This window comes from Streptomyces lasalocidi, assembly GCF_005280215.1.
GTDB classification, from domain to species: Bacteria; Actinomycetota; Actinomycetes; order Streptomycetales; family Streptomycetaceae; genus Streptomyces; species Streptomyces longwoodensis.
This window is the reverse complement of the sequence record NZ_SZNQ01000001.1, coordinates 4,841,399-4,864,551: the sequence shown is the minus strand read 5'-3', so window position 1 is coordinate 4,864,551 and position 23,153 is coordinate 4,841,399. Positions and strand designations below refer to the sequence as shown.

General features: G+C 73.0%; 20 protein-coding genes. 12 read left to right on the top strand and 8 right to left on the bottom strand.

Annotation, left to right across the window (positions count from 1 at the left end; all coding sequences use genetic code 11):
* Positions 1–71 precede the first annotated feature (71 nt).
* From E4U91_RS22060 to E4U91_RS22045, 4 genes are all read right to left on the bottom strand, one after another.
* On the bottom strand, positions 72–1,550 hold the full coding sequence (locus E4U91_RS22060) for a GntP family permease (RefSeq protein ID WP_137308432.1): 1,479 nt from the start codon (positions 1,548–1,550) through the stop codon (positions 72–74).
* Positions 1,551–1,700: 150 nt separating this feature from the next.
* Positions 1,701–2,111 (bottom strand): RidA family protein, encoded by a 411-nt coding sequence (locus E4U91_RS22055; protein ID WP_137308431.1) that lies wholly within the window; start codon positions 2,109–2,111, stop codon positions 1,701–1,703.
* On the bottom strand, positions 2,108–2,869 hold the full coding sequence (locus E4U91_RS22050) for an IclR family transcriptional regulator (protein WP_137308430.1): 762 nt from the start codon (positions 2,867–2,869) through the stop codon (positions 2,108–2,110). The genes E4U91_RS22055 and E4U91_RS22050 overlap by 4 nt, the downstream gene beginning before the upstream one ends.
* Entirely contained in the window at positions 2,866–3,939 is a 1,074-nt protein-coding gene (locus E4U91_RS22045; protein ID WP_422070910.1) for a sugar kinase, read from the bottom strand. Before E4U91_RS22045 ends, E4U91_RS22050 begins: the two co-directional genes overlap by 4 nt.
* Before the next feature lie 131 nt (positions 3,940–4,070).
* On the opposite strand from E4U91_RS22045, the gene E4U91_RS22040 reads away from it, so the two are divergent.
* A complete protein-coding gene (locus E4U91_RS22040; RefSeq protein WP_137308429.1) occupies positions 4,071–5,336 on the top strand; it encodes an amino acid deaminase in 1,266 nt (421 codons plus the stop codon).
* 12 nt (positions 5,337–5,348) lie between these two features.
* Positions 5,349–6,962 carry an N-acyl-D-amino-acid deacylase family protein gene (locus E4U91_RS22035; protein WP_137308428.1) on the top strand — a complete coding sequence of 538 codons (1,614 nt, stop codon included), beginning with the start codon at positions 5,349–5,351 and terminating at the stop codon, positions 6,960–6,962.
* A 28-nt stretch (positions 6,963–6,990) separates the two neighbouring features.
* On the opposite strand, the gene E4U91_RS22030 is transcribed toward E4U91_RS22035, so the two are convergent.
* Complete coding sequence (locus tag E4U91_RS22030) at positions 6,991–7,863, bottom strand: trypsin-like serine peptidase (RefSeq protein WP_137308427.1); 873 nt, start codon at positions 7,861–7,863, stop codon at positions 6,991–6,993.
* A gap of 151 nt (positions 7,864–8,014) precedes the next feature.
* Positions 8,015–8,635: a hypothetical protein gene (locus tag E4U91_RS22025; protein WP_137308426.1), complete on the bottom strand. Its 621-nt coding sequence runs from the start codon at positions 8,633–8,635 to the stop codon at positions 8,015–8,017.
* Positions 8,636–8,761: 126 nt separating this feature from the next.
* Between E4U91_RS22025 and E4U91_RS22020 the strand changes: the two genes are divergently transcribed.
* Positions 8,762–9,973, top strand: coding sequence for a pyridoxal phosphate-dependent aminotransferase (locus E4U91_RS22020; protein WP_137308425.1), 1,212 nt, complete (start codon positions 8,762–8,764; stop codon positions 9,971–9,973).
* Positions 9,974–10,078: 105 nt separating this feature from the next.
* Entirely contained in the window at positions 10,079–10,501 is a 423-nt protein-coding gene (locus tag E4U91_RS22015; protein ID WP_137308424.1) for an SCO4983 family protein, read from the top strand.
* 296 nt (positions 10,502–10,797) lie between these two features.
* Here the strand turns inward: E4U91_RS22015 and E4U91_RS22010 are convergent, their stop codons facing one another.
* Positions 10,798–11,691: an alpha/beta fold hydrolase gene (locus E4U91_RS22010; RefSeq protein ID WP_137308423.1), complete on the bottom strand. Its 894-nt coding sequence runs from the start codon at positions 11,689–11,691 to the stop codon at positions 10,798–10,800.
* Between the two features lie 224 nt (positions 11,692–11,915).
* On the opposite strand from E4U91_RS22010, the gene E4U91_RS22005 reads away from it, so the two are divergent.
* The 4 genes from E4U91_RS22005 to E4U91_RS21990 are packed head-to-tail and all read left to right on the top strand — an operon-like array spanning position 11,916 to position 16,336.
* On the top strand, positions 11,916–12,980 hold the full coding sequence (locus E4U91_RS22005) for a hypothetical protein (protein ID WP_137308422.1): 1,065 nt from the start codon (positions 11,916–11,918) through the stop codon (positions 12,978–12,980).
* Between the two features lie 14 nt (positions 12,981–12,994).
* Positions 12,995–14,203: a toxic anion resistance protein gene (locus E4U91_RS22000; protein ID WP_422070909.1), complete on the top strand. Its 1,209-nt coding sequence runs from the start codon at positions 12,995–12,997 to the stop codon at positions 14,201–14,203.
* Positions 14,200–15,750, top strand: coding sequence for a vWA domain-containing protein (locus E4U91_RS21995; RefSeq protein ID WP_174867846.1), 1,551 nt, complete (start codon positions 14,200–14,202; stop codon positions 15,748–15,750). Before E4U91_RS22000 ends, E4U91_RS21995 begins: the two co-directional genes overlap by 4 nt.
* Positions 15,737–16,336 (top strand): hypothetical protein, encoded by a 600-nt coding sequence (locus tag E4U91_RS21990; RefSeq protein ID WP_137308421.1) that lies wholly within the window; start codon positions 15,737–15,739, stop codon positions 16,334–16,336. The genes E4U91_RS21995 and E4U91_RS21990 overlap by 14 nt, the downstream gene beginning before the upstream one ends.
* 192 nt (positions 16,337–16,528) lie before the next feature.
* Here E4U91_RS21990 and E4U91_RS21985 read toward each other — a convergent pair whose 3' ends face one another.
* Positions 16,529–18,352, bottom strand: coding sequence for a phosphoenolpyruvate carboxykinase (GTP) (locus E4U91_RS21985; RefSeq protein ID WP_137308420.1), 1,824 nt, complete (start codon positions 18,350–18,352; stop codon positions 16,529–16,531).
* A 354-nt stretch (positions 18,353–18,706) separates the two neighbouring features.
* Between E4U91_RS21985 and trhA the strand changes: the two genes are divergently transcribed.
* From trhA to E4U91_RS21965, 4 genes are all read left to right on the top strand, one after another.
* On the top strand, positions 18,707–19,489 hold the full coding sequence (gene trhA, locus E4U91_RS21980) for a PAQR family membrane homeostasis protein TrhA (RefSeq protein WP_137308419.1): 783 nt from the start codon (positions 18,707–18,709) through the stop codon (positions 19,487–19,489).
* Positions 19,490–19,622: 133 nt separating this feature from the next.
* A complete protein-coding gene (locus E4U91_RS21975) occupies positions 19,623–21,167 on the top strand; it encodes a DHA2 family efflux MFS transporter permease subunit (protein ID WP_137308418.1) in 1,545 nt (514 codons plus the stop codon).
* A gap of 4 nt (positions 21,168–21,171) precedes the next feature.
* Positions 21,172–21,798, top strand: coding sequence for a TetR/AcrR family transcriptional regulator (locus tag E4U91_RS21970; RefSeq protein WP_137308417.1), 627 nt, complete (start codon positions 21,172–21,174; stop codon positions 21,796–21,798).
* A 34-nt stretch (positions 21,799–21,832) separates the two neighbouring features.
* A complete protein-coding gene (locus tag E4U91_RS21965; RefSeq protein ID WP_137308416.1) occupies positions 21,833–22,564 on the top strand; it encodes a Mut7-C RNAse domain-containing protein in 732 nt (243 codons plus the stop codon).
* Positions 22,565–23,153 lie beyond the last annotated feature (589 nt).

Genomic DNA, 23,153 nt, shown 5'->3' with positions numbered 1-23,153 from the left:
ATGGTCGACGATCCTGTGCCGTACACAGCCAGCCCCGACTTCGTTATCAGACTCCTACACGAACCGCCCGGCTACACCACGAGGCTGACGGCCGCGGCCACCACGAACCCGGCGACCGACAGCACGCTCTCCAGCACCGTCCACGTCTTGAGCGTGTCCCGCTCGCTGATGCCGAAGTACTTGGCCACCATCCAGAAGCCGCCGTCGTTGACGTGCGAGGCGAAGATGGAGCCCGCGGAGATGGCCATGATGACCAGGGCCGTGAAGGCCTGCGAGTGGTGGCTCTCCGCCAGCAGCGGCGCCACGATGCCGGCCGTGGTGACGATCGCGACCGTCGCCGACCCCTGGGCGACCCGCAGCACCAGGGAGATCAGGTACGACAGGACGATCACCGGCAGGCCGACGTCGTGGAAGGTGTCGGACAGGGCCTGCGCGACCCCGCTCGCCTTCAGCACGGCGCCGAAGACGCCGCCCGCGCCGACGACCAGCAGGATGTTGCCGATCGGCTTCAGGGACGCCGTGGACACCGTCTCCAGGGACTTGCGGGACCAGCCGCGCCGGATGCCCAGCAGGTAGTAGGCCAGCAGCAGGGCGATGGTCAGGGCGACGAAGGGGTGCCCGAAGAACTCGACGACCGAGCGGCCCGTGGAGGGGTCGAGCGCGATCGAGGAGAACGTGGCGGCGAGGATGAGCACCAGCGGCGTGCCGATGATGGCGAGGACCGTGCCGAGCGGCACCGGCGCCTCGCGGGGCTCCACCCCGGAGGCCCGCTGCTCGTCCAGGACGGCCTGCTTGGCGTCCGCCGCGGCCTCCACCATGTCCTGCGGCACGGCGACGAAGATGCGGCGGCCGATCCAGGCGGACCAGGCCCAGGCGGCGAGCACGGCGGGGATGCCGCAGACGACGCCCATCAGGATGACCCAGCCGAGGTCGACGTGCAGCAGTCCGGCGGCGGCCACGGGGCCGGGGTGCGGCGGCAGGAAGGCGTGGGTCATCGACAGGCCCGCGAGCAGCGGCAGGCAGTACAGCAGGATCGACTTGCCGCCGCGCTTGGCGGCCGCGTAGACGATCGGCGCGAGGACGAAGATGCCGACGTCGAAGAAGACCGGGATGCCGAAGATCAGGCCGGTCAGGCCCATGGCGAGCGGGGCGCGCCGTTCGCCGAACAGGGCGAGCAGCCGGGAGGCCAGCACCTCGGCGCCGCCGCTGACTTCGAGGACCGCGCCGAGCATGGTGCCCAGGCCGATGATGATCGCGACGTGGCCGAGGATGCCGCCCATGCCGGACTCGATGGTGGAGACGGCGTCCGAGCGCTGCACGGTGCCGAAGAGCTCGGTCACCGACAGGCCGGCCAGCAGGCCGACGGCTATGGAGACGGCGAGCAGCGCGACGAACGGCTGGAGCCTGACCTTGATGATCAGGAAGAGCAGCAGCGCGATGCCGATGGCGGCGACGGTGAGCAGTCCGGGGGTGCCGTCGAGGAGCAGGAGCAGGCCACCGGTGTGCGGTGGTGTCGGGGCGGGGGCGGACGCGGCGAGCGGGAGGGACATGCGGGGGTCCTCTGCGTGACTGGGGTAAGTGCATGGAGCTTTCGGGCAGGGGGCATCGCGGCGCGGCGCCCCGGGCGGGGGCACCGCGCCGTCGTACAGCGGGGAAAGGGAGTGGGGAAGGCGTGGAGAAGGGGGGTGGGGGCCGGTGGCTCAGCCGAGGACGGCGAGCGCGTCGATCTCGATGAGGAGGCCGGCGGGCAGACCGACGTAGACGGTCGTGCGGGCGGCGGGCGGCTGGGTGAGGCCCTGCTCCTCGAAGTAGGCGTTGTAGAGCGCGTTCATCTCGGCGAAGTGGTCCACGTCCGTGAGGTAGACGCGGATCATCATCACGTCGTCCCAGCTCGCGCCGCCCTCTTCCAGGATCGCCTTGACGTTGGCGAGGGTCTGGAGGGTCTGCTCGCGCAGGGTGGGGCCGGCCGGGGTCGGGGCCTTGCCCTCCTCGGCCGGCAGGAAGCCGACCTGGCCGGCGACCTGGAGGATGTTGCCCTTGCGCACCCCGTGCGAGAACTTCGCCGGCGGGGTGGTGTGGGTCGCGGGCGTCAGGGCGGTCTTGTCGGTCATGCGGGGTCCTTTACTGGCGTTCTTCCGGAGTACTCGCCGCTGATGGCGTCCGCGGTGCGGCGGACCAGCGGCAGCAGGGCGAGGAGTTCGTCGGCGGTGACGACGACGTTCGGCGCGGAGACCGACATCGCGGCGACCATCCGGCCGTCCGCGCCGCGGACGGGGGCGGCGACGCAGTTGATGGACTCCTCGTGGCCGCCGAGGTCGGTGGCCCAGCCCTGTTCGCGCACCTTGGCGAGCTCCCGGAGGAACGCGTCGGCGTGCGGCGTCGAACGGGCCGTGTAGAGGGGGTAGTCGAGCTTCTCGGCGACCGCGCGCCGCTCGGGCTCGGGCAGGTCGGCCAGGAGCAGCTTGGCGACGGCGGCGACCGTGATGGCGACGGGCTTGCCGATGCGGGAGTACATGCGCACCGGGTAGCGGCTGTCGACCTTGTCGATGTAGAGCACCTCGCCCTCCTCGTGCACGGCGAGGTGCACGGTGTGCCCGCAGGTCTCGTTGAGGCGCACCAGGTGCGGGTGGGCGATCTCGCGGATGTCGAGGTTCTCCATCGCCTCCTGGGCGAGGGCGAAGAGGCGGGCGCCGAGGCGGTAGCGCTGGTCGGACTGGCGGTAGACGAAGCCGTGTTCGTGCAGGGTGCGCAGCAGGCGCAGGGCGGTGGACTTGTGGACGCCGAGGCGGTCGGCGACCTGTCCGAGGTCGGCGGGGCCCTCGGCGAGCAGCGGCAGGATGCTCAGTGCGCGGTCGACGGTCTGGCTCATGGGGTGGCTCCCTCCTCCTCGGCCTGCTCGGCGTGCGTCCAGCCGGGGCCGACCCGCAGTGTCTCCCATGCCGCGTCGTCGAGGGCGGCCAGCCGGTCGGCGTGGGCGCGGGCGGGCGGCGCGGCGAGGTCGCCGGGGGTGGTGAGGGCGGCGGCGGCCCAGAGGTGGCCGTGGCGCAGGCGGGCGTGCGGGGGCAGGCCCCGCAGGGTGGCGTGCAGGAAGCCGGCGGCGAAGGCGTCGCCGGCGCCGGTGGTGGCGGTGACGTCCACGCGGAGGGCCGGTACGGAGGTGGCCGGCGCGGCGTCCGACAGGGCCGTGGCGCCCCGTTCGCCGTGCTTCACCACGAGGGTGGCCGGTTCCGGCAGCAGGGCGCGGATCGCCCGGGGGCCGCCGGTGACGCCCCAGGCCTGCTCGGCCTCGTCCTCGCCCACGAACACGAGGTCCGCGGCGCGGGCCAGGTCCAGCAGGACGCCGGGTCCCGCGGACGACCGCCACAACCCCGGCCGGTGGTTGACGTCGAACGACACCAGCGGCCGTCCCGGTCGGGGCGCCGTGAGCGCGTGCAGCAGCTCCCGGCAGCCGTCGGACAGCGCCGCGGTGATCCCCGACAGGTGCAGGACCCGGCCGGCGCGGGCCGCCCCGAGGTCCACCGTGACGGGGGACATCGCGGAGGCGGCCGAGCCGGCCCGGTAGTACGCCACCTCGTGGGCGTCGGTGCCGCGCTCCCCGGCGGTGCGGAAGTACACGCCGGTCGGGCGGTCCGGGTCCCGCTGGACGTGGGTCACGTCGACGCGGTGGGCGCCGATCGTCTCCACCAGGTGGTCGCCGAAGCCGTCGGTGCCGACCCGGCTGACCCAGCGCACGCGGTGTCCGGCGGCGGCCAGCATGCAGGCGACGTTGGACTCGGCGCCGCCGATGGCCCGGTCGAAGGAGGGGACGTCGGCGAGGCGGCCGGGCCGGGTGGGCAGGAACGTGACCATGGACTCGCCGAGCGCCACCACGTCGAGGGCGAGGGCGCCGGCGCGGGCGCCGTCGTCGCCGGGCGTGTGGCGGGGGGCCGGGGTGGTCACGATGGTCGTGGCTCCTTCGGTGGGCGGCGGCCGGTTCGTTGACCCGGCGTTGGCCGAGATGTTAGACAGCGGTGAGCGACATACGCAATGAACGTTGCAATCTGCGCAACGTACCTGATCAGGGAGGCTCCATGAGCAGCGACGCTCTCGCCCGCCTGGCCGACGAACGGGTCGACCACCGCTTCAAGGGCCTCCCGCCGGACGCCGACGGACTCACCGTGGGTGAGCTGGCGGGCCGGCGCCGCAACCTTTTCACCGACGGCTTCGCCACGCCCGTGCTCGCGCTGTCCGCGGAGCGCCTGGAGCACAACCTCGCACTGATGGAGACCTACGCGGCCCGCCACGGCCTCGCTTTCGCCCCGCACGGCAAGACCACCATGGCGCCCCAGCTGTTCCGGCGGCAGCTCGAGCGCGGCGCGTGGGGCATCACGCTGGCCGTGCCCCACCAGGTGCGGGTGGCGCGGGCGTTCGGCGTCCGGCGGGTGTTCCTCGCCAACGAGCTGGTCGACCCGGCGGCCCTGCGCTGGATCGCCGCCGAGCTGGCCGCCGACCCGGACTTCCGGTTCGTCTGCTACGTCGACTCGGTGCGCGGCGTCGAGCTGATGGACGCGGCGCTGACCGGCGCGGCCCGCCCGGTGGACGTCGTGGTGGAGCTGGCCGCCGGCGAGGGCGCCCGCACGGGTGTGCGCACCGAGGCCGAGTGCGTGGCCGTCGCCGACGCGGTGGCCGCCGCGCCGACGCTGCGGCTGGTGGGCGTCGCGGGCTACGAGGGCGAGGTCCCGCGGGCCACGCCGGAGCGGGTGCACGCCTGGCTGCGGCAACTGGTCGCCCTGGCAGCGGACTTCGACGCGGCGGGGCGGTTCGCGGGCGTGGACGAGATCGTCGTCAGCGCGGGCGGCAGCGCCTGGTTCGACGCGGTCGCCGACGTGTTCGCCTCGGTCCCCGCCCTGTCCGCGCCGGTGCTGAAGCTGCTGCGCTCGGGCGCGTACGTCTCGCACGACGACGGGCACTACCGGCGGCTGACCCCGTTCAACCGGGTGCCCGAGGAGGGCGCGCTGGAGCCCGCGTTCCGGCTGTGGGCGCAGGTCGTCTCCCGGCCGTCCGCGGAGCAGGCGTTCCTCAACGCGGGCAAGCGCGACGCCGCGTACGACCTGGACCTGCCCGTCGCCCAGGTGGTGCGCCGGGACGGCACCGAGCGCCCGGCCACCGGCGTCGAGGTCACCGCCCTGTCCGACCAGCACACCTGGCTGCGCACCGGCCCGGAGGCGGACCTGGAGGTAGGCGACTGGGTCGGGCTCGGCCTGTCCCACCCGTGCACGTCGTTCGACAAGTGGCCGCTGATCCCCCTCGCCGAGGCGGACGGCACCGTGGTCGACTACATCCGCACCTTCTTCTGAGAGGAGCCCGCCATGGAGGACCTGGTCATCCGGGACGCCGATGTCGTCGACGGCACCGGCGCGGACTCCTACCGCGCCGACGTGGTGGTCGACGGCGGCCGGATCGTCGCGATCGTCAAGGAGGCGGCCGCCGCCGGCTGCCAGCGCCCGGCCGCGGTGCGGGAGCTGGACGCGGAGGGCCTGGTCCTCTCCCCCGGCTTCATCGACATGCACGCGCACAGCGACCTGGCCCTGCTGCGCGACCCCGACCACAGCGCGAAGGCCGCGCAGGGCGTCACCCTGGAGGTCCTCGGCCAGGACGGGCTGTCGTACGCGCCCGTGGACGACCGCACGCTCGCCGGGGTGCGCCGGGCGATCGCCGGCTGGAACGGGCCCGGTGACGACGTCGACTTCGACTGGCGGTCGGTCGGCGAGTACCTCGACCGGCTCGACCGCGGGATCGCGGTGAACGCCGCGTACCTGATCCCGCAGGGCACCGTGCGCGCGCTCGTCGTCGGCTGGGAGGACCGCGCGGCGACGCCCGCGGAGCTGGACCGGATGCGCGCGCTGGTCGCCCAGGGCCTGGAGGAGGGCGCCGTGGGCCTGTCGTCGGGGCTGACGTACACGCCCGGCATGTACGCCCGGGACGCCGAACTCACCGAGCTGTGCCGGGTGGTGGCGCGCTACGGCGGCTACTACTGCCCGCACCACCGCTCCTACGGGGCGGGTGCCCTGGAGGCGTACGAGGAGATGGTGGCCCTCACCCGGGAGGCGGGCTGCGCCCTCCACCTCGCCCACGCCACGATGAACTTCGGCGTGAACGAGGGCCGGGCGCCCGAGCTGCTCGCGCTGCTCGACCGGGCGCTGGCCGACGGCGCCGACATCAGCCTGGACACCTACCCGTACACCCCGGGCTGCACCACCCTGGCCGCGCTGCTGCCGAGCTGGGCGAGCGAGGGCGGCCCGCAGGAGGTGCTGCGGCGGCTGGCCGACGAGGCGACGGCGGAGCGGATCCGGCACGACCTGGAGGTCGTCGGCTCGGACGGCTGCCACGGCGTGCCGGTCGACTGGGACACCGTGGAGATCTCCGGCGTGAACGACTCGGCCCTCGCGCCGTACGTGGGCCGTACGGTCCTGGGGGCGGCGCGCGAGCGCGGCGAGGAGCCCTGGGTGACGGCGCGGCGGCTGCTGCGGGAGGACCGGCTGGCGCCGACGATCCTGCAGCACGTGGGCCACGAGGAGAACGTCCGCGCGATCATGCGCCACCGGGTGCACACCGGCGGCTCGGACGGCATCCTGCGGGGCGCCAAGCCGCACCCGCGGGCGTACGGCACGTTCCCGCGCTACCTGGGCCACTACGTACGGGAGTTGGGGGTGCTGTCGCTGGAGGAGTGCGTGGCGCACCTGACCGGGCGTCCGGCGGCCCGGCTGCGCCTGCCGGACCGCGGGCTGGTGCGCGAGGGGTACCGGGCCGACCTGGTGCTGTTCGACCCGGCGACGGTGGCGGCGGGCGCCACCTACGACGATCCCCGGGCGCTGCCCGTGGGCATCCCGCACGTCTTGGTGGACGGGTGCTTCGTGATCGAGGACGGGCGGCGCACGGACGTCCTGGCCGGGCGGGCGGTGCGGCGGACCGCCCACCCCTAGCCGTCGGCGCCGTGCGGCGTGCGGCGTGCTACGGCTTGGGCAGGGTGCAGCCGCTCGCGCTCAGGTTGAGGCGGTTGCCCGTGGTGAAGCAGGCCGGGATCTGGTAGGTCTCCTCGGCGTAGTTGATGCCCTGGCGGACCGTCACCGTGCCGTTCTGGTCGACCTCGCATGGGTTGTTCACCGTGCAGCGCTCCCCGTCCTCGTTGCCGGTGTTGTTGACGGCGACGACCTTGCCGGTGGACTGGTCGATCACGGGCGAGCCGGAGGTGCCGCCGATGGTGTTGCAGGCGGAGGTGTAGCGGACCGAGTCCTTCCAGGTCCAGTCGCCCTCCTTGAGCCGGTACACGAAGCCGTCGATGTTGCAGTTGTACAGCCGCTTCCAGTACCCGGACGCCACGGTGATCGCGGTGCCGGCGACGGGGTGGGTGTCCTGCACGGTGAGGGCGTTGATGCCGTAGGTGCTGCGGATCGACGCGTACGTGGTGGTCGTCCGGTAGATCGTCACGTCCGTGTCGGTCATGGTCGAGTAGACGACCTGGTTGGCGCGCAGGGTGCCGACCCGGGTGCCGGCGGAGTTCAGCAGCCCGAAGCTGCGGCTGGAGGACTGGCCGGTGATGACCTGGCCGGGCGACGGGAAGCCGGTCTCCAGGCAGTGGCCGTTGGTCAGCACCAGCGCGGGGTCCGTGTCCACGGAGGCGGGGAAGCGGATCACCGAGCCGGAACAGTTGCTGAGCGAGACGGTCCCGGCGAAGCTCACGGCCTGCAGGGTGGGTGACGCGGCCCTGGCGCGCTGCGCGCCGGCCGTGTCCGCGGGCGCTCCGGAGGGAGCGGCGACCGCAGGTGCCGCACCCGCCCCGGCGATGGCCAGGGCGAAGAACGCGGCGACGAGAGGCTTTCTCATGTGGGGTCCCCTCTTGCGACGGGGGCGACCGGAGGTCGTCGGGCCGCCCACTGATTTGTCATGCGCATTGTTAGCGCCGAGGGGATCCACGACAAGGAGCGCTTTTCGGCCGGGGGGAGGTCCCCGGCTACCGCCTGGGGGAGGTCCCCCGCTACCGCCTCTTCCACCCCTTGCCCCGGCCGGTCCCCCGGCCCGGGGTCCAGGACGGGGACGGGGCGGGGGTCGTCGGGGCGGACGTCGACGGTGGGGGTGTCGCCGACGTGGGGGTGATGGCCGGGACCTCGTGCGGGGCGGAGGTGGTCGGGGTCGGCCCGGCGGGCGTGTCGCTCGGACGGGAGGGGGCCGCCTCACTCGATCGGGTGGTCGTCGCGGTCGCGGACGGCGGCCCGGACGGCGTCGTACCCTCGGACGCCGACAGGGTCCCGGCGGTCGGCCCGCTCTCGCTGCCGCCGCCGGACGAGGAACCCGTCAGGGAGATGCCCGCCACCAGGGCGGCCACCGACACCGCGCCCACGGCGCCCGCCGTCACGACGCCCCGGCGCGAGCGCCACCCGGTGGCCCGGCGGCCGGCCCGTCGCCGCTCCGCCCGGCCGCCCGTCTCGGGCTCCCGCGCCGGACGGGGCAGCTCGCGCGTCTCGTCGTAGGCCGAGCCCTGCCAGCCGTGGGCCGCCGCCGGATCGGCGTACTCCTCGTACGAGGGGGTCTCGGCGGTGCGCGGCAGGTAGACGTACGGACCGGTCGGGCCGGGGGGAACGTCGGACGGGCTTGGCATGAACGCGCATTGTAGGGACGGGAGGGGCTCCTGGGACAGCGGTGGACCATACCCACCCAAACCGCCGCGTCTCACGTGGCGGAAAACACGCCGCGGGACACGGGGGCGGGCCGTAAGCTCCCAGACATGCAGGTGATCCAGTCCACGAAGCTCGCCAACGTCTGTTACGAGATCCGGGGTCCGGTGCTCGAGGAGGCGATGCGGCTGGAAGCGGCAGGTCACCGCATCCTCAAGCTGAACACCGGCAACCCGGCCGCCTTCGGCTTCGACTGTCCGCCGGAGATCCTGGAGGACATCCTCCGCAACGTCTCCACGGCCCACGGCTACGGCGACGCCAAGGGCCTGCTCGCCGCCCGCCGCGCGGTCGTCATGCACAACCAGACCCTCGGCATAGAGACGGACGTCGAGCACGTCTTCATCGGCAACGGTGTCTCCGAGCTGATCGTGATGGCGATGCAGGGCCTGCTGGACGACGGCGACGAGGTGCTGGTCCCCGCCCCGGACTACCCCTTGTGGACGGCGGCCGTCTCCCTGTCCGGCGGCACGGCGGTGCACTACCGCTGCGACGAGCAGTCCGACTGGATGCCGGACCTCGCGGACGTCGAGCGCAAGGTCACCGACCGCACCAAGGCCCTCGTCATCATCAACCCGAACAACCCCACGGGCGCGGTGTACGACGAGGCGGTCCTCAAGGGCCTGACCGACATCGCCCGCCGCCACAACCTGCTGGTCTGCTCCGACGAGATCTACGACAAGATCCTCTACGACGGCGCACGGCACACGCCCACCGCCGCGGTCGCCCCCGACCTGCTCACCCTCACCTTCAACGGCATGTCGAAGGCCTACCGGGTGGCCGGCTACCGGGTCGGCTGGATGTCGATCTCCGGCCCGCGCGCGCACGCCGACTCCTACATCGAGGGCCTGACCATCCTGGCGAACATGCGCCTGTGCGCGAACATGCCGGGCCAGCACGGGGTGGTCGCCGCGCTCAGCGGACGGCAGACCATCAACGACCTGGTCCTGCCGGGCGGACGCCTGAAGGAACAGATGGACACGGCCTACGAGCTGCTGACCCGGATTCCCGGAGTGACCTGCGTAAGGCCCAAGGGCGCGCTGTACCTCTTCCCGCGCCTCGACCCCACGGTGTTCAAGATCAAGGACGACCGGCAGATGGTCCTGGACCTGCTGCGCAGCGAGAAGATCATGGTCGTGCAGGGCACCGGCTTCAACTGGCCCGAGCCGGACCACTTCCGGGTGGTGACCCTGCCGACGGTCACGGACCTGCGGGACGCGGTGGGGCGCATCGGGCGCTTCCTGGACGGTTACGGGCAGACCTGACGCCTCCCGGCGCCGAGCGGGCGGGCCGGTTCCGCTTTTGTGAACAGCTCAACTTTAGACAGAATCTAAGCTAGGATGTCTTCCTGAAGCATTGGGAGGCCATCCATGTACGAACCGATCCGGACCAAGTCGGTGCACAGCACGGTGGCCGGCACGCCCTCCGACTTCCCCCACCGCTCCCGCGAGGAGGAGCTGGACATCCAGCTCTCGGGGCACCTCGCCGCGCTGCTCGCCGTCACCGACGAGCTGCGGGCGCTGGCGCCGTCGGCCGACCTGGACGCCGCCGGTGAGCGGCTCGCCGGGCAGGTGGCACGGCTGCGGGGAGGCCGCCCGCCGGTGCGCGCGACGGGCTCCGGCCGCGCGGCCGACGCCCCGTCCCTGCACCGCCGCGCGCACGCGCTGGCGGGGCGCGCCCTGGTCGTCGCCGCGTCCCGGGCGGACACGGCGGCGGCGATCCTGGCGGCGGAGCGGATGGACGCGCACGGCGCTGCGCTGGCCGGGCCGCGGTCGTTGAGTCCCGCCGGCTGATCCCTGCCCGTCCGGTCCTCTCCGGACCCCCTTGACGGCCCCGGTCCGCGTGCACCCGCAGCGTCGCGCGGGCCGGGCGCCATGCACTGCGTTCGCCTGGGCGGGCGGTTCCTCTCAGCAGTCACAGTGTCTGGAGGGCGGACGTAGCGCCCAGCTCAGAGGTCGCACAGAAGTCGCCGACCGCGACACTGGGCTCCACACCACATATCCGCCCTGGAGCAAGCACGCGCGTCCTTCGACGACGCGTCCGGCAGGTGAGTGGAACAGCTGGCGACTGTCCGAGAGCTCAAGGCGCCTCAGGACGCCGCGAGAGCGCGACCAGCCGGGTCCAGCACTCGCCCCAGGAAGCCGCGGAGGTAGCCCGCGACGACGTCCAGGTGGCTCTCCAGCAGGAAATGACCGCCTTCGATCAGGTGCACCTCCGCGTCCTTGGCGTCGCGGGCGAAGGCGTGCGCGCCCGCGGGGCCGAAGATCTCGTCGTTGCGGCCCCACACGGCTAGCAGCGGGACCTCGCTGGTGCGCAGGAATTCGTGCAGCAGCGGGTAGAGCGGGCGGTTGTTCCGGTAGTCGCGGAACAGTGCCAGCTGAATCTCGTCGTTGCCCTCGCGGGAGACGAGGGCGAAGTCGTGCTCCCAGGTGTCCGGGCTGACCAGGCTCGGGTCGGGCACGCCGTGCGTGTACTGCCAGCGGATGGCCTCGAGACCCAGCGCCGTGCGGACGGCCGGCTCGGTGTCGGCGCCGGGGTTCGCCCCGTACGCCCAGACGTCGCTCCAGAACGACTCGACGAAGCCGTCCTCGTAGCCGTTGCCGTTCTGGGTGACCAGGGCGGAGATTCGTTCAGGGTGCTTGAGCGCGAGGCGCCAGCCGATGGGGGCGCCGTAGTCCTGGACGTAGAGGGCGAAGCGGTCCAGGCCCAGGTGGTCGAGCAGTCCGGACGTGAGCTCGGCGAGGGCGTCGAAGGTGTAGGTGAACTCACCCGCCGAGGGAGCGGCGGAGCGACCGAAGCCGAGGTGGTCCGGCGCGATGACGTGGTAGTCCGTGGCCAGCAGCGGGATCAGCTCGCGGAACATGAAAGAGCTGGTCGGATACCCGTGCAGCAGGACGACGGCGCGGGCGTCGGAGGGACCGGCCTCCCGGTAGAAGATCTCGTGGCCGTCGACGATGGCGGTCCGGTAGTGCACCGAGCTCATATCTAACCCTTCTAGATGCTTGATCCGGTTAGTCCATTGCCATGCAAGCACAGGGGCCCCTAACCTGTCAAAGAATTGTTAGAGGTTAGATAGAGGTGCTCGCCACCCTGCTGTGAGCGTCCGTTGCACGGTTCCGGCGGCCGTGTCGTAACGGGACCCTTGTGTCACCCCCCGTTCATCCCGCGCCGTGGGGAATGTTGGGTTCCGCGTGGAGTGTGCGGGGTGTGAGACGTATCGCAGGGATCGTCCTCGCGGTTCTGCTGGTCGGTGGCGTGGTGGCCGCCGTCGTCGCGGGCCGCAGCGATGAGGACACGGGCACGGCAACGAAGACCGTGCGCATGGTGATCGGGTCCGAGAAGGCCGAGTACTTCGCGGACCCCGACGTGGTGAAGGCCCTCGCCGCCAAGGGCTACACCGTCAAGGCCGAGACCTCCGGGTCCTGGGCCATGGAGGGGCTCGACCTGAAGGGGTACGACCTCGCGTTCCCCTCCAGCCAGGCACCCGCCGCCGAACTCGCCGGGCGCTACGAGGTGCGCGGGACGCTCCCCCGGCCCTTCTACTCGCCGCTCGTCGTCGTGGCCCACCGCGACGCCGCCCAGGTGCTGACCGCGAACGGCCTGGCCACGCTCGCCACCGGGCACCGCGGCACGCTCCAGATGGCCGCCTACCTCGACGCGGTCCGCCACGACCGCACCTGGCAACAGCTCAAGGGGGCAGCAAAGTACGGGGAGTTGAGCGGGACGCTGTTCGTGTCGTCCACCGACCCCGAGTCGTCCAACTCGGGCGCCCTCTACCTCGCCGCCGCCTCCTACGTCGACAACGGCGGCCGGGTGGTCGCCGACGCCGCCGGGCTCGACCGCACCGCGCCCCTGCTGAAGAAGCTCGTCACCGTGCAGGGCGCCCAGCAGACCAGCTCCGACGCGGTCTTCCGGGACTTCGTCAGCGGCGCGGGCAACCCGCTGGTCCTGGTCTACGAGTCCCAGGTCGCCTCCCTGCTCGCCGGCGGACAGCAGCCCGGCGACCTGGTCGTGCTCTACCCGGACACCACGGTCAACAGCGACCACACCGTCGTACCGCTCACCGACGACGGCCGGGCGTTCGCCGAACTCCTCGGCAGCGACCCGGTGTTGCGCCGGCTCGCGGTGCGGCACGGCTTCCGCCCGCAGGGCACCGCCACCGGGTTCGCCCCGGCCGGCACCTATCTCCAGCAGGAACTGACCGGCGTCAAGCAGGCCCCCGTGCCCACCTCCGCGGTGCTGCACGAGATGGCCCGCCGGGCGCGCGGATGACGGGGGACCAGCACATGACGGACATGACAGGCACGGCCGGCGGAGCGGGTGCCGCCGGCCTCGACGGCGGGTTCACGCTCACCCCGCCCGAGCCCGTGGCGCCCGTGCCGCGGGAGAAGGCCGGCGGGCTGGTCCCGGTCGCCGACGGGGTGCGCACCGAGATGGCCCGCAAGGCCGCCGAGTACGTCGACGGCCTCGCCGCCCTCGACGCCCGCTCCCCCGAGTTCGCCGGCCGCGTCGGTGAGATCACCGCGCTCGGCGCGGGCGAGATGCGGGCCGCCGCTGCCCAGTCCAACCGCATGCTGGAGCGCGCCGTGCGCTCCCTGCCCGACAACGGCGGCGACGCCCAGGGCAAGGTGGCCGGCTCGCTCGTCGAACTGCGCCGGGTCGTGGAGGACCTGGACCCGCGAGACGCGCCCGGGAGCCGGGGCCGCCGGCTGCTGTCCCGGCTGCCCGGCGGCAACAAGCTGCGCGACCACGTCGCCAAGTACGCCTCCGCGCAGGGCACGTTGAACCGGATCGTCGGCGCGCTGCGCGGCGGCCAGGACGAACTGCGCCGGGACAACGCCGCGTTGCAGACCGAGCGCACCCGCCTGTGGGAGACCATGGGCAAGCTCCAGGAGTACGTCGTCCTCACCGAGGCCCTCGACGCCGCCGTCGAGCGGCACGTCGACGGCGTCGGGGCGGCCGACCCGGAGCAGGCCGACAGCCTGCGGGCCGACGTGCTCTTCCCGGTCCGGCAGAAGCACCAGGACCTGCTCACCCAGCTCGCCGTGTGCGCCCAGGGCTACCTCGCCATGGACGTCGTGCGCCGCAACAACGAGGAGCTGATCAAGGGCGTCGACCGGGCGGCCACCACCACCGTCTCCGCCCTGCGCATCTCGGTGATGCTGGCCTCCGCCCTGGACCACCAGAAGAAGGTGATCCAGCAGGTCGACGCGTTGCGCGGCACCACCGAGGACCTCATCCGGGGCAACGCCGAGATGCTGGCCGGCCAGAGCGGGGACATCCAGCGCATCGCCGCCGACCCGGCGGTCGGCGCGGAGACCCTGCGCACGGCGTTCCAGCAGATCTACCGCACGCTCGACGCGATCGACACCTACAAGGTGCGGGCGACCGAGACGATGGCGACGACCGTGGAGAACCTCACCGCCGAACTCCAGGCGGCGAGCGGCCGCCTGGAGCGCAGCCGCTCCCAGGGCGCACTGGAGGGCGGGCTGTGACGACACGACCGGGACGCCTCCTCGCGGCCGCGCTCGCCGCGGCGGCCCTCCTGACCGGCTGCACCGCTTCCGGGAAGCAGGCGGACACCGATCCGGACGCCGCCCGGCCCGGCACCCTGCGCGTGCTCGCCTCCAGCGAGCTCAGCGACATGACCACGGTCCTCGCCCAGGTCGCCCGCAGCACCGGCGTCACCGTGCGCCCCACCTACCTGGGCACCCTCGACGCCGTCGACCTGCTCGCCCGGGGCCGGGCCGACGGCAGGTACGACGCCCTGTGGCTGTCCTCCGACGACTACCTGCGGCTGCGCCCCGACGCGGCGCGCAAGGTCGTCTCCGAGACGCCGGTGATGTCCAGCCCGGTCGCCGTCGGGGTCCGCCCGGCCACCGTGCGGGCCCTCGGCTGGAACCCCGCCGACGTCACCTGGAGCGACGTCGAACGGGCCGTACGGGCCGGGCGGCTGACGTACGGCATGACGGACCCGGCGCGCTCCAACTCGGGCTTCTCCACGCTCGTGTCGGTGGCCTCGGCGCTGTCCGGGGCGCAGTCCGCGCTCACCGACGCCGACGTCCGCGAGGCCGCCCCGCGGCTGAAGGAGTTCTTCCGCGGCCAGAAGCTGACGTCGGGCTCGTCGGGCTGGCTGGCGAGCGCCTACCGGCGGCGCGGCGACGTGGACGCGCTGCTCAACTACGAGTCGGTCCTCAAGGGCGTCCCGGGCCTGACCGTGATCCGCCCGGCCGACGGCGTGATCACCGCGAACTACCCGCTGTCCTCGCTCGCCTCCACCAGCGCCGCGACCCGCGAGGACGTCCGCCGGGTCACCGAGGCGCTGCGCTCGGCGCCGCTGCAGAAGCTCATCACCGACACCACGCACCGCCGCCCCGTCGTCCCCTCGGTGCCGCCGGGCGCCGGCCTCGACACCGCCCGCCGCCGCGAACTGCCCTTCCCGGGCACCCGGTCGGTCGCCGACGGGCTGCTGGACGCCTACGAGAACGACCTGCGCCGCCCCTCGCGGACGGTGTACGTCCTGGACACCTCCGGCTCGATGGAGGGCGACCGCCTGGCCCGGCTGAAGACGGCGCTGACCGGTCTGACCGATGACTTCCGCGACCGGGAGGAGGTCACGCTGATGCCGTTCGGGTCGGACGTGAAGGACGTGCGCACCCACGTCGTCGACCCGGCCGATCCCGGGCGGGGCCTGAAGGCGATCCGCGCGGACACCGACGCCCTCGCCGCGGACGGCAAGACCGCGCTCTACACCTCGCTGGAGAAGGCGTACGACCACCTCGGCGCGGAGCGGAACGCGTTCACCTCGATCGTGCTGATGACCGACGGCGAGAACACGACCGGGGCCAAGGCGGGCGACTTCGACGCCTTCTACCGGGGACTGCCCGCCGACCGCCGGCGCATCCCCGTCTTCACCGTCCTGTTCGGCGACTCCGACCGCGAGGAGCTGGAGCACATCGCCGACCTGACCGGCGGCCGCCTGTTCGACGCCCGCGACGGCTCGCTGGACGGCGCCTTCGAGGAGATCCGTGGCTACCAGTGACCGCGTCCTCGGCTACCTGGAGTCCCGCAAGAACCTCGCGGGCGGCGCGTGCGGACTGCTGGGCCTGGTCCTGACGTTCACCGGGGTGGCCGGCCCCTACTGGCCCGTGGTGGTGGCCGGGCTCTACGGCGCGGGCGCGCTGGTCGCCCCGCCGGAGCGGCCCCCGGTGCCGGACTTCCCGACCCCGTCGGACCGGCTGGAGGAGCTGCGGGCCGACTTCGCCCGCCTGGACGGCTACCTGGGCGAGGTCGGCCTGCCCGCGTCGGCGTCGCCCCGGGTCACCGAACTGAGCGCCGTGCTGGGGGCGTTGCTGGAGCGCGGCTGGGGTGCCGACGCGCTGGCCGAGGACCCCGAGGGCCTCCACACCGTGGCGAGGATCGTGCGCCAGGACCTCCCCGAGGCCGTCGACAGCTTCGTACGGGCCCGCTGGTGGAGCCGGCTCGCGCCGGGCCAGGAGTCGCCGGAGCGGCACCTGGACCGCCAACTGGCGTTGCTGGCCCGGGAGGCGGTCGCGCTGGCGGCGGTGCTGAAGGAGGCGGACGCGTGGCGTCAGGAGACCCACACCCGCTACCTGGAGGACCGCTGAGGGTCCCCGGGAACGGGCGGGGGCCCGCCGCCGTGCTCCCGTCGGGGCGGACGGGGGCGCGGCGGCGGGCCCATGGCCCCGCACGCCGTTGTGCGGGACCTCGCCGGTCGGCACCGCGGCCGGCCCGTGACGATGTTGCTGGTCAGGGCACACTCGGAAGACCGGCCGCGGAGTGGTGGGGGGAGCTGCGGCTCAGCCGAGGCGCTCCACCAGCGCGTGGTACTGGTCCCACAGCTCCTTCGGGGTGTGGTCGCCGAAGGTGTTGAGGTGCTCCGGCACCAGCGACGCTTCCTCGCGCCACACGTCCTTGTCGACGGTGAGCAGGAAGTCGAGGTCGGACTCGGACAGGTCCAGGCCCTTGGTGTCGAGGGCTCCCTTGGCCGGCAGGACGCCGATCGGCGTCTCGACGCCCTCGGCCTTGCCCTCCAGGCGCTCCACGATCCACTTCAGGACGCGGGAGTTCTCGCCGAAGCCGGGCCAGACGAACCGGCCCGCGTCGTCCTTGCGGAACCAGTTGACGTAGTAGATCTTCGGCAGCTTCGACTGGTCCTTGCCCTGGGCGACGTCGACCCAGTGGGCCATGTAGTCGCCCATGTTGTAGCCGCAGAACGGCAGCATCGCGAACGGGTCGCGGCGCAGCTCGCCGACCTTGCCCTCGGCGGCGGCGGTCTTCTCGGAGGCCACGTTGGCGCCCAGGAAGACGCCGTGGTTCCAGTCGAAGGACTCCGTGACCAGCGGTACGGCGCTGGCGCGGCGGCCGCCGAAGAGGATCGCGGAGATCGGCACGCCCTTGGGGTCCTCCCACTCGGGCGCGATGATCGGGCACTGCGCGGCCGGCACGGTGAAGCGTGCGTTGGGGTGGGCGGCCGGGGTCCCCGACTCCGGGGTCCAGTCGTTGCCCTTCCAGTCGGTGAGGTGGGCCGGGAGCTCCTCCGTCATGCCCTCCCACCAGACGTCGTTGTCGTCGGTGAGGGCGACGTTGGTGAAGACGGCGTTGCCCCACAGGGTCTTCATCGCGTTGGCGTTGGTGTGCTCACCGGTGCCGGGGGCGACGCCGAAGAAGCCCGCCTCGGGGTTGATGGCGTACAGGCGGCCGTCCTCGCCGAAGCGCATCCAGGCGATGTCGTCGCCGATGGTCTCCACCGTCCAGCCGGAGATGGTGGGCTCCAGCATGGCGAGGTTGGTCTTGCCGCAGGCGCTGGGGAAGGCGGCGGCCACGTACTTCGACTCGCCCTGCGGCGGGGTGAGCTTCAGGATCAGCATGTGCTCGGCGAGCCAGCCCTCGTCGCGGGCCATCACCGAGGCGATGCGCAGGGCGTAGCACTTCTTGCCCAGCAGGGCGTTGCCGCCGTAGCCGGAGCCGTAGGACCAGATCTCGCGGGACTCGGGGAAGTGCGAGATGTACTTGGTGGAGTTGCAGGGCCACGGCACGTCCTCCTGGCCCTCCTCCAGCGGGGCGCCCAGGGTGTGCACGGCCTTGACGAAGAAGCCCTCGGAGCCGAGCTCGTCCAGGACGGGCCGTCCCATGCGGGTCATCGTGCGCATGGAGACGGCGACGTAGGCGGAGTCGGTGATCTCGACGCCGATCGCGGACAGCGGGGAACCGAGCGGGCCCATGCAGAAGGGCACGACGTACATGGTGCGGCCGCGCATGGAGCCGCGGAACAGGCCCTGCTCACCGGTGAAGACCTCCCGCATCTCGGCGGGGTCCTTCCAGTGGTTGGTGGGGCCGGCGTCCTGCTCCTTCTCGGAACAGATGAAGGTCCGGTCCTCGACGCGCGCGACGTCGGTCGGGTCGGAGGCGGCGTAGTAGGAGTTCGGGCGCTTGATCGGGTCGAGCTTGCGGAAGGTGCCCTTCGCCACGAGCTCGTCGCACAGCCGGTCGTACTCGGCCTCGGATCCGTCGCACCAGACCACGGCGTCCGGCTGGGTCAGTTCCGCGATCTCGTCGACCCACGAGATCAGTTCCTGGTGAGTGGTCGGGGTGACGGGGGGAGCCGCGATGTCGCGCGCCACGATCGCTCCTAGGTGAGGGATTTTGTCCTTGTCTGCCCCGTGGGGGCCGCGACCCGGATGCCGCGCCGCCTCCTGGCTGCGCTCATCCGGTGCCGACCGCACTCATTTGATCCTCCGATGGTTGGGCCCATCTGTCCAGAGGACGTCACAGATGAGCGGAGTGAGGCTCGCCACGTGTGCCGCGCCCTTTTGCGTCCACTTGGCGTCCAGGGGGGCGTTCTTTGGGCGAAACGCGGGTTTCACCAAAGAAAAAGGGGCGAACGGCCCCTGCGGGAGCAGGAGATGACAGCCGTTCGCCGCAGGTGGGGCGGGGGCTGACCCGTGACTTACGGCTCCGTAAGTAAAATTCGGCGTATGACTGCGCCCGTCCCCGACGCGCCCTCGGACTCGCCGGCCGCCGGCCGCCGTTCCGGCGCGCGCTCCGCCTCCTCCACCACGCCCTCGACCGCACACCAGTTCGCCCAGCAGGTCAAGCAGCAGGTCACCGAGCACCTGACCGAGCCGATCAAACCGAAGCTGCGCGGCTGGCTGCACCTCGGCATGTTCCCGGCCGCGCTGATCGCCGGCCTGGTGCTCACCGCGCTGGCGGACTCCACCCGCGGCCGCATCGCCTGCGGCATCTACGCCCTGACGGCGTGCCTGCTGTTCGGCGTGAGCGCCCTGTACCACCGGGGCGACTGGAGTCCGCGCATGGACGGCATCCTGCGCCGGCTGGACCACGCCAACATCTTCCTGATCATCGCCGGCACCTACACCCCGCTGACCCTGCTGCTCCTGCCGGGCGTCAAGGGCCGCTGGCTGCTGTGGGGCATCTGGGCCGCCGCGGGCGCCGGCATCGTCTTCCGGGTGTTCTGGGTCGGCGCCCCGCGCTGGCTCTACACGCCCTGCTACATCGCCATGGGCTGGGCGGCCGTGTTCTTCCTGCCCGACTTCCTGCACACCGGCGGCCTCGCCGTGCTGATCCTGGTGGTCGTCGGCGGTCTGCTCTACAGCGCGGGCGGCATCGTCTACGGCATCAAGCGCCCGAACCCCTCACCGCGCTGGTTCGGCTTCCACGAGGTGTTCCACTCCCTCACGCTGGCCGCGTTCGCGGTGCACTACGTCGGCATCTCCCTGGTGGCGTACCAGCACGCGTGACGCGCGCGGCGCGACGCACCGCACCGGACCGCAGGGCCACGGCTTCCCGCCGTGGCCCTTTTTGCATGCCCGATGCGAACTGACCATCCCTCCTGATTGACAGGAAGTAGCTTTTGACAGTTACTCTCATTTCATGGACACCTTCACTCCGGACCCCCGTCGCTGGTGGGCCCTCGCCGCCCTGGTCGCCAGCATGCTGACCCTCGGCTTCGACACGACGATCCTGAACGTGGCCCTGCCGACCATGGCCGCCGACCTCGGCGCCACCACCGGCGAGCAGCAGTGGATGGCCGACGCCTACGTGGTCGTCTTCGCCGCGCTGATGCTCCCGGCCGGTCTGCTCGGCGACCGCTTCGGACGGCGCCTGATGCTCGTCGTCGGACTCGGGATCTTCCTGGCCGGCTCCCTGGCCGGCGCGCTGGCCGACGGGGTGGGGACGGTGATCGCCGCCCGCGCCGTGATGGGCGTCGGCGCCGCCCTGGTCACCCCGCTCGCGCTCTCCGTGCTGCCGTCGCTGTTCGCCCCCGAGGAGCGCGCCAAGGCCGTCGGCATCACCTCCGCCGCCTCCGCGCTCGGCCTGCCGCTCGGCCCGATCGTGGGCGGCTGGCTGCTGAACCACTTCTGGTGGGGCTCGGTGTTCCTGGTCAACGTGCCCATGGCCGCCCTCGGCATCACCGCCTGCGTCCTCCTGCTCCCGGAGACCCGGGACCCCGCCTCCCCCAAGGTCGACGTGGTCTCCACCGCGCTCACCGCGACCGGCCTCGGCGCCCTCGTCTACGGGATCATCGAGGCGCCCGGCCGCGGCTGGGGCGACGCGCTGGTGCTGGGCACCCTCGCGGCGTCCGTCGCCCTGCTCACCGCGCTCGTCCTGCGCGAACGCCGCGTCGAGCGGCCCATGCTCGACATGACCCTGCTCGCCCACCGCGGCTTCCTGCTCAACACCGTCGCCGCGACCCTGGTGATGTTCGTGCTGTCCGGCCTGCTGTTCGTGCTGCCGCCCTACCTCCAGGCCGTGCTCGGCCACGACGCCCTCGGCACCGGGCTGCGGCTGCTGCCGATGATGGGCGGCCTGCTGGTCGCCTCGCGCACCGCCCCGCAGCTCACCGCGCGCTTCGGCGCCCGCGCCGCGGTGACCGCCGGCCTGGTGGTCCTGGCGTTCGCCGCGTTCCTCGGCAGCCGGACGACGACGGACTCCGGCTACGGCTTCACCGCGCTGTGGCTGTCCGTCACCGGGCTCGGCTTCGGCTTCGCGCTCATCCCCGCGATGAACAGCGCCCTGGACGCCCTGCCCCGCGACCGCGCCGGCAGCGGTTCCGGCCTGCTGATGACCCTGCGCCAGGTGGGCGGCGCGATCGGCATCGCCCTGCTCGGCAGCCTGCTCGCCGGCACCTTCCGCGACCGCCTCGACACCGGCGGGCTGCCCCCGCGGGCCGCCGACACCGCCGGGGACTCGGTGGTGGCCGCGCACCTCGTCGCCGAGCGGGTGGGCTCCGCCGACCTGGCGGCCTCCGCGAACAGCGCCTACGTCCACGGCATGGGCGTCGTCCTGCTGGTGTGCGGCGTCGCGGCCCTGGTCTCGGCACTGCCCGCGGCGGCCTTCCTGCCGGGCGCGCCCCGGCCGGACCGGGCGCCCGCCGTCCCCGTCATGGCTGACGGGGAGGCCGATGCCCGACAATGACGCCATGACGCCCGTACACACCTCCCCCGCGCCGGACGGTCCCCGGCCGGGCCTCCGGGAACGGAAGAAGATCAAGACCAGGACGGCGATCCGTGAGGCGACCTACGCCCTCATCGAGGAGCAGGGGTACGACGCCACCACGATCGAGCAGATCGCGGAGCGGGCCGAGGTGTCGCCGTCCACGGTGTTCCGGTACTTCCCGACCAAGGAGGACATCGTCCTCACGGACGAGTACGACCCGCTGATGCTCCAGGAGCTGCGCTCGCGTCCCGCGGACGAGCCGTGGATGGACTCCGTGCGGTACGTCGTCGGCCGCGCCATCCAGCTGTCCGACCAGGACCTGGAGATCACCCGGCTGCGGGCGCACCTGATGATCCAGGTCCCGGCGGTGCGGGCCCGGATGCTGGAGACCATGTCCGTCACGGGCCGGATGCTCGCCCAGGCCGTCGCCGAGCGGGCCGGCCTGGGCACGGACGACCTGGAGGTACGGGTCTACACGATGTCCCTGATCGGCGGCCTCGCGGAGATGTACCAGTACTGGGCGGAGAACGACATGCGCGAGGACCTGCACGGCCTCCTCGACCGCGCGCTGACCGTGCTGGAGCGGGGACTCCCCGCGAAAAAGTCCTGAGGCCGGCCCGCTCCCGCGTGCCATCCTTGGCCCCGTGACCGCACCCGAGATCCACGTCGACGTCGCCCCCGAGCTGGCCCTGTTCGTCCCGCACGCCCGGCGCCACGGCAGCACGGCGCTCGCCGTCGACGGCGTCTCCACGCTCGGCCACGTCGTCGAGTCGCTCGGCGTCCCGCTGACGGAGGTCGGCGCGCTGGTCGTCGACGGCTGCCGGGTGCCGGTCGGGCACGTCCCGGCGGACGGCGAGTCGGTGAGCGTCCGGCCCGTCACGCGCCCCCAGCGGGTGCCCGGGGCGCCCCTGCGCTTCCTGCTCGACGTGCACCTGGGCACCCTCGCCCGGCGGCTGCGGCTGCTGGGCGTGGACACGGCGTACGAGTCGACCGACATCGGTGACCCGGCGCTGGCCGCGCGGTCGGCCGCCGAGCAGCGGGTGCTGCTCAGCCGCGACCGGGGCCTGCTGCGCCGCCGCGAGCTGTGGGCGGGCGCGTTCGTCTACAGCACCCGCCCCGACGACCAGCTCGACGACGTCCTCGACCGCTTCCGCCCCGAGCTGCGCCCCTGGACGCGCTGCACCGCCTGCAACGGCCTGCTGCGCGAGGCCACCAAGGAGGAGGTCGCCGACCAGCTCGCCCAGGGCACGCACCGCGCCTACGACGTGTTCGCCCAGTGCGGCTCCTGCGGCCGGGCGTACTGGAAGGGCGCCCACCACGACCAGCTGGAGGCCATCGTGGAACGCGCCGTGACCAAACACGGCGACCACGGCTAGACCGCGCGCGGGGCGCGGCGAGACCGCGACCGGGGCGCCGCGACGCCGCGACCGGGGTGCGGCCAGGCCGCGACCGGGGCGCCGCGAGACCGCGACCGGCCCGCCGCGAGGCCCCGTCCGGGCCGCCGCGAGGCCGCATGCGGGGCGCCGCGAGGCCGCAACCGGGCCGAGGTGAGCCCGTGTTCGGGGCGCTGCGGACCGCCGTGAGGCTGCGACCGGGGCGCCGCCCGGCCGCGTCGGGGCCGATGCGAGGCCGCATGCGAGCCGACATGAGGCCGTGTTCGGGGCGCCGCGAGGCCGCATGCGGGGCGCGGCGAGGCGACAACCGGTCCGCCGTCAGGCCGCATGCGGGCCGACGTGAGGCCGTGTTCGGGGCGCCGCCAGGCCGCATGCGGGCCGACGTAAGGCCGCGTCCGGGGCGCCGCGGACCGCCATGAGGCTGCGCCCGGGGCGCCGCCAGGCCGCATGCGGGCCGACGTAAGGCCGCGTCCGGGGCGCCGCGGACCGCCATGAGGCTGCGCCCGGGGCGCCGCCAGGCCGCATGCGGGCCGACGTAAGGCCGTGTTCGGGGCGCCGCGAGGGGCAACCG

Bases quoted from the DNA above. Each gene is read 5' to 3' on its own strand.
- E4U91_RS22060 (WP_137308432.1), bottom strand. From the start codon at position 1,550: ATGTCCCTCCCGCTCGCCGCGTCCGCCCCCGCCCCGACACCACCGCAC.
- E4U91_RS22055 (WP_137308431.1), bottom strand. From the start codon at position 2,111: ATGACCGACAAGACCGCCCTGACGCCCGCGACCCACACCACCCCGCCG.
- E4U91_RS22050 (WP_137308430.1), bottom strand. From the start codon at position 2,869: ATGAGCCAGACCGTCGACCGCGCACTGAGCATCCTGCCGCTGCTCGCC.
- E4U91_RS22040 (WP_137308429.1), top strand. From the start codon at position 4,071: ATGAGCAGCGACGCTCTCGCCCGCCTGGCCGACGAACGGGTCGACCAC.
- E4U91_RS22035 (WP_137308428.1), top strand. From the start codon at position 5,349: ATGGAGGACCTGGTCATCCGGGACGCCGATGTCGTCGACGGCACCGGC.
- E4U91_RS22030 (WP_137308427.1), bottom strand. From the start codon at position 7,863: ATGAGAAAGCCTCTCGTCGCCGCGTTCTTCGCCCTGGCCATCGCCGGG.
- E4U91_RS22025 (WP_137308426.1), bottom strand. From the start codon at position 8,635: ATGCCAAGCCCGTCCGACGTTCCCCCCGGCCCGACCGGTCCGTACGTC.
- E4U91_RS22020 (WP_137308425.1), top strand. From the start codon at position 8,762: ATGCAGGTGATCCAGTCCACGAAGCTCGCCAACGTCTGTTACGAGATC.
- E4U91_RS22015 (WP_137308424.1), top strand. From the start codon at position 10,079: ATGTACGAACCGATCCGGACCAAGTCGGTGCACAGCACGGTGGCCGGC.
- E4U91_RS22010 (WP_137308423.1), bottom strand. From the start codon at position 11,691: ATGAGCTCGGTGCACTACCGGACCGCCATCGTCGACGGCCACGAGATC.
- E4U91_RS22000 (WP_422070909.1), top strand. From the start codon at position 12,995: ATGACGGACATGACAGGCACGGCCGGCGGAGCGGGTGCCGCCGGCCTC.
- trhA (WP_137308419.1), top strand. From the start codon at position 18,707: ATGACTGCGCCCGTCCCCGACGCGCCCTCGGACTCGCCGGCCGCCGGC.
- E4U91_RS21975 (WP_137308418.1), top strand. From the start codon at position 19,623: ATGGACACCTTCACTCCGGACCCCCGTCGCTGGTGGGCCCTCGCCGCC.
- E4U91_RS21970 (WP_137308417.1), top strand. From the start codon at position 21,172: ATGACGCCCGTACACACCTCCCCCGCGCCGGACGGTCCCCGGCCGGGC.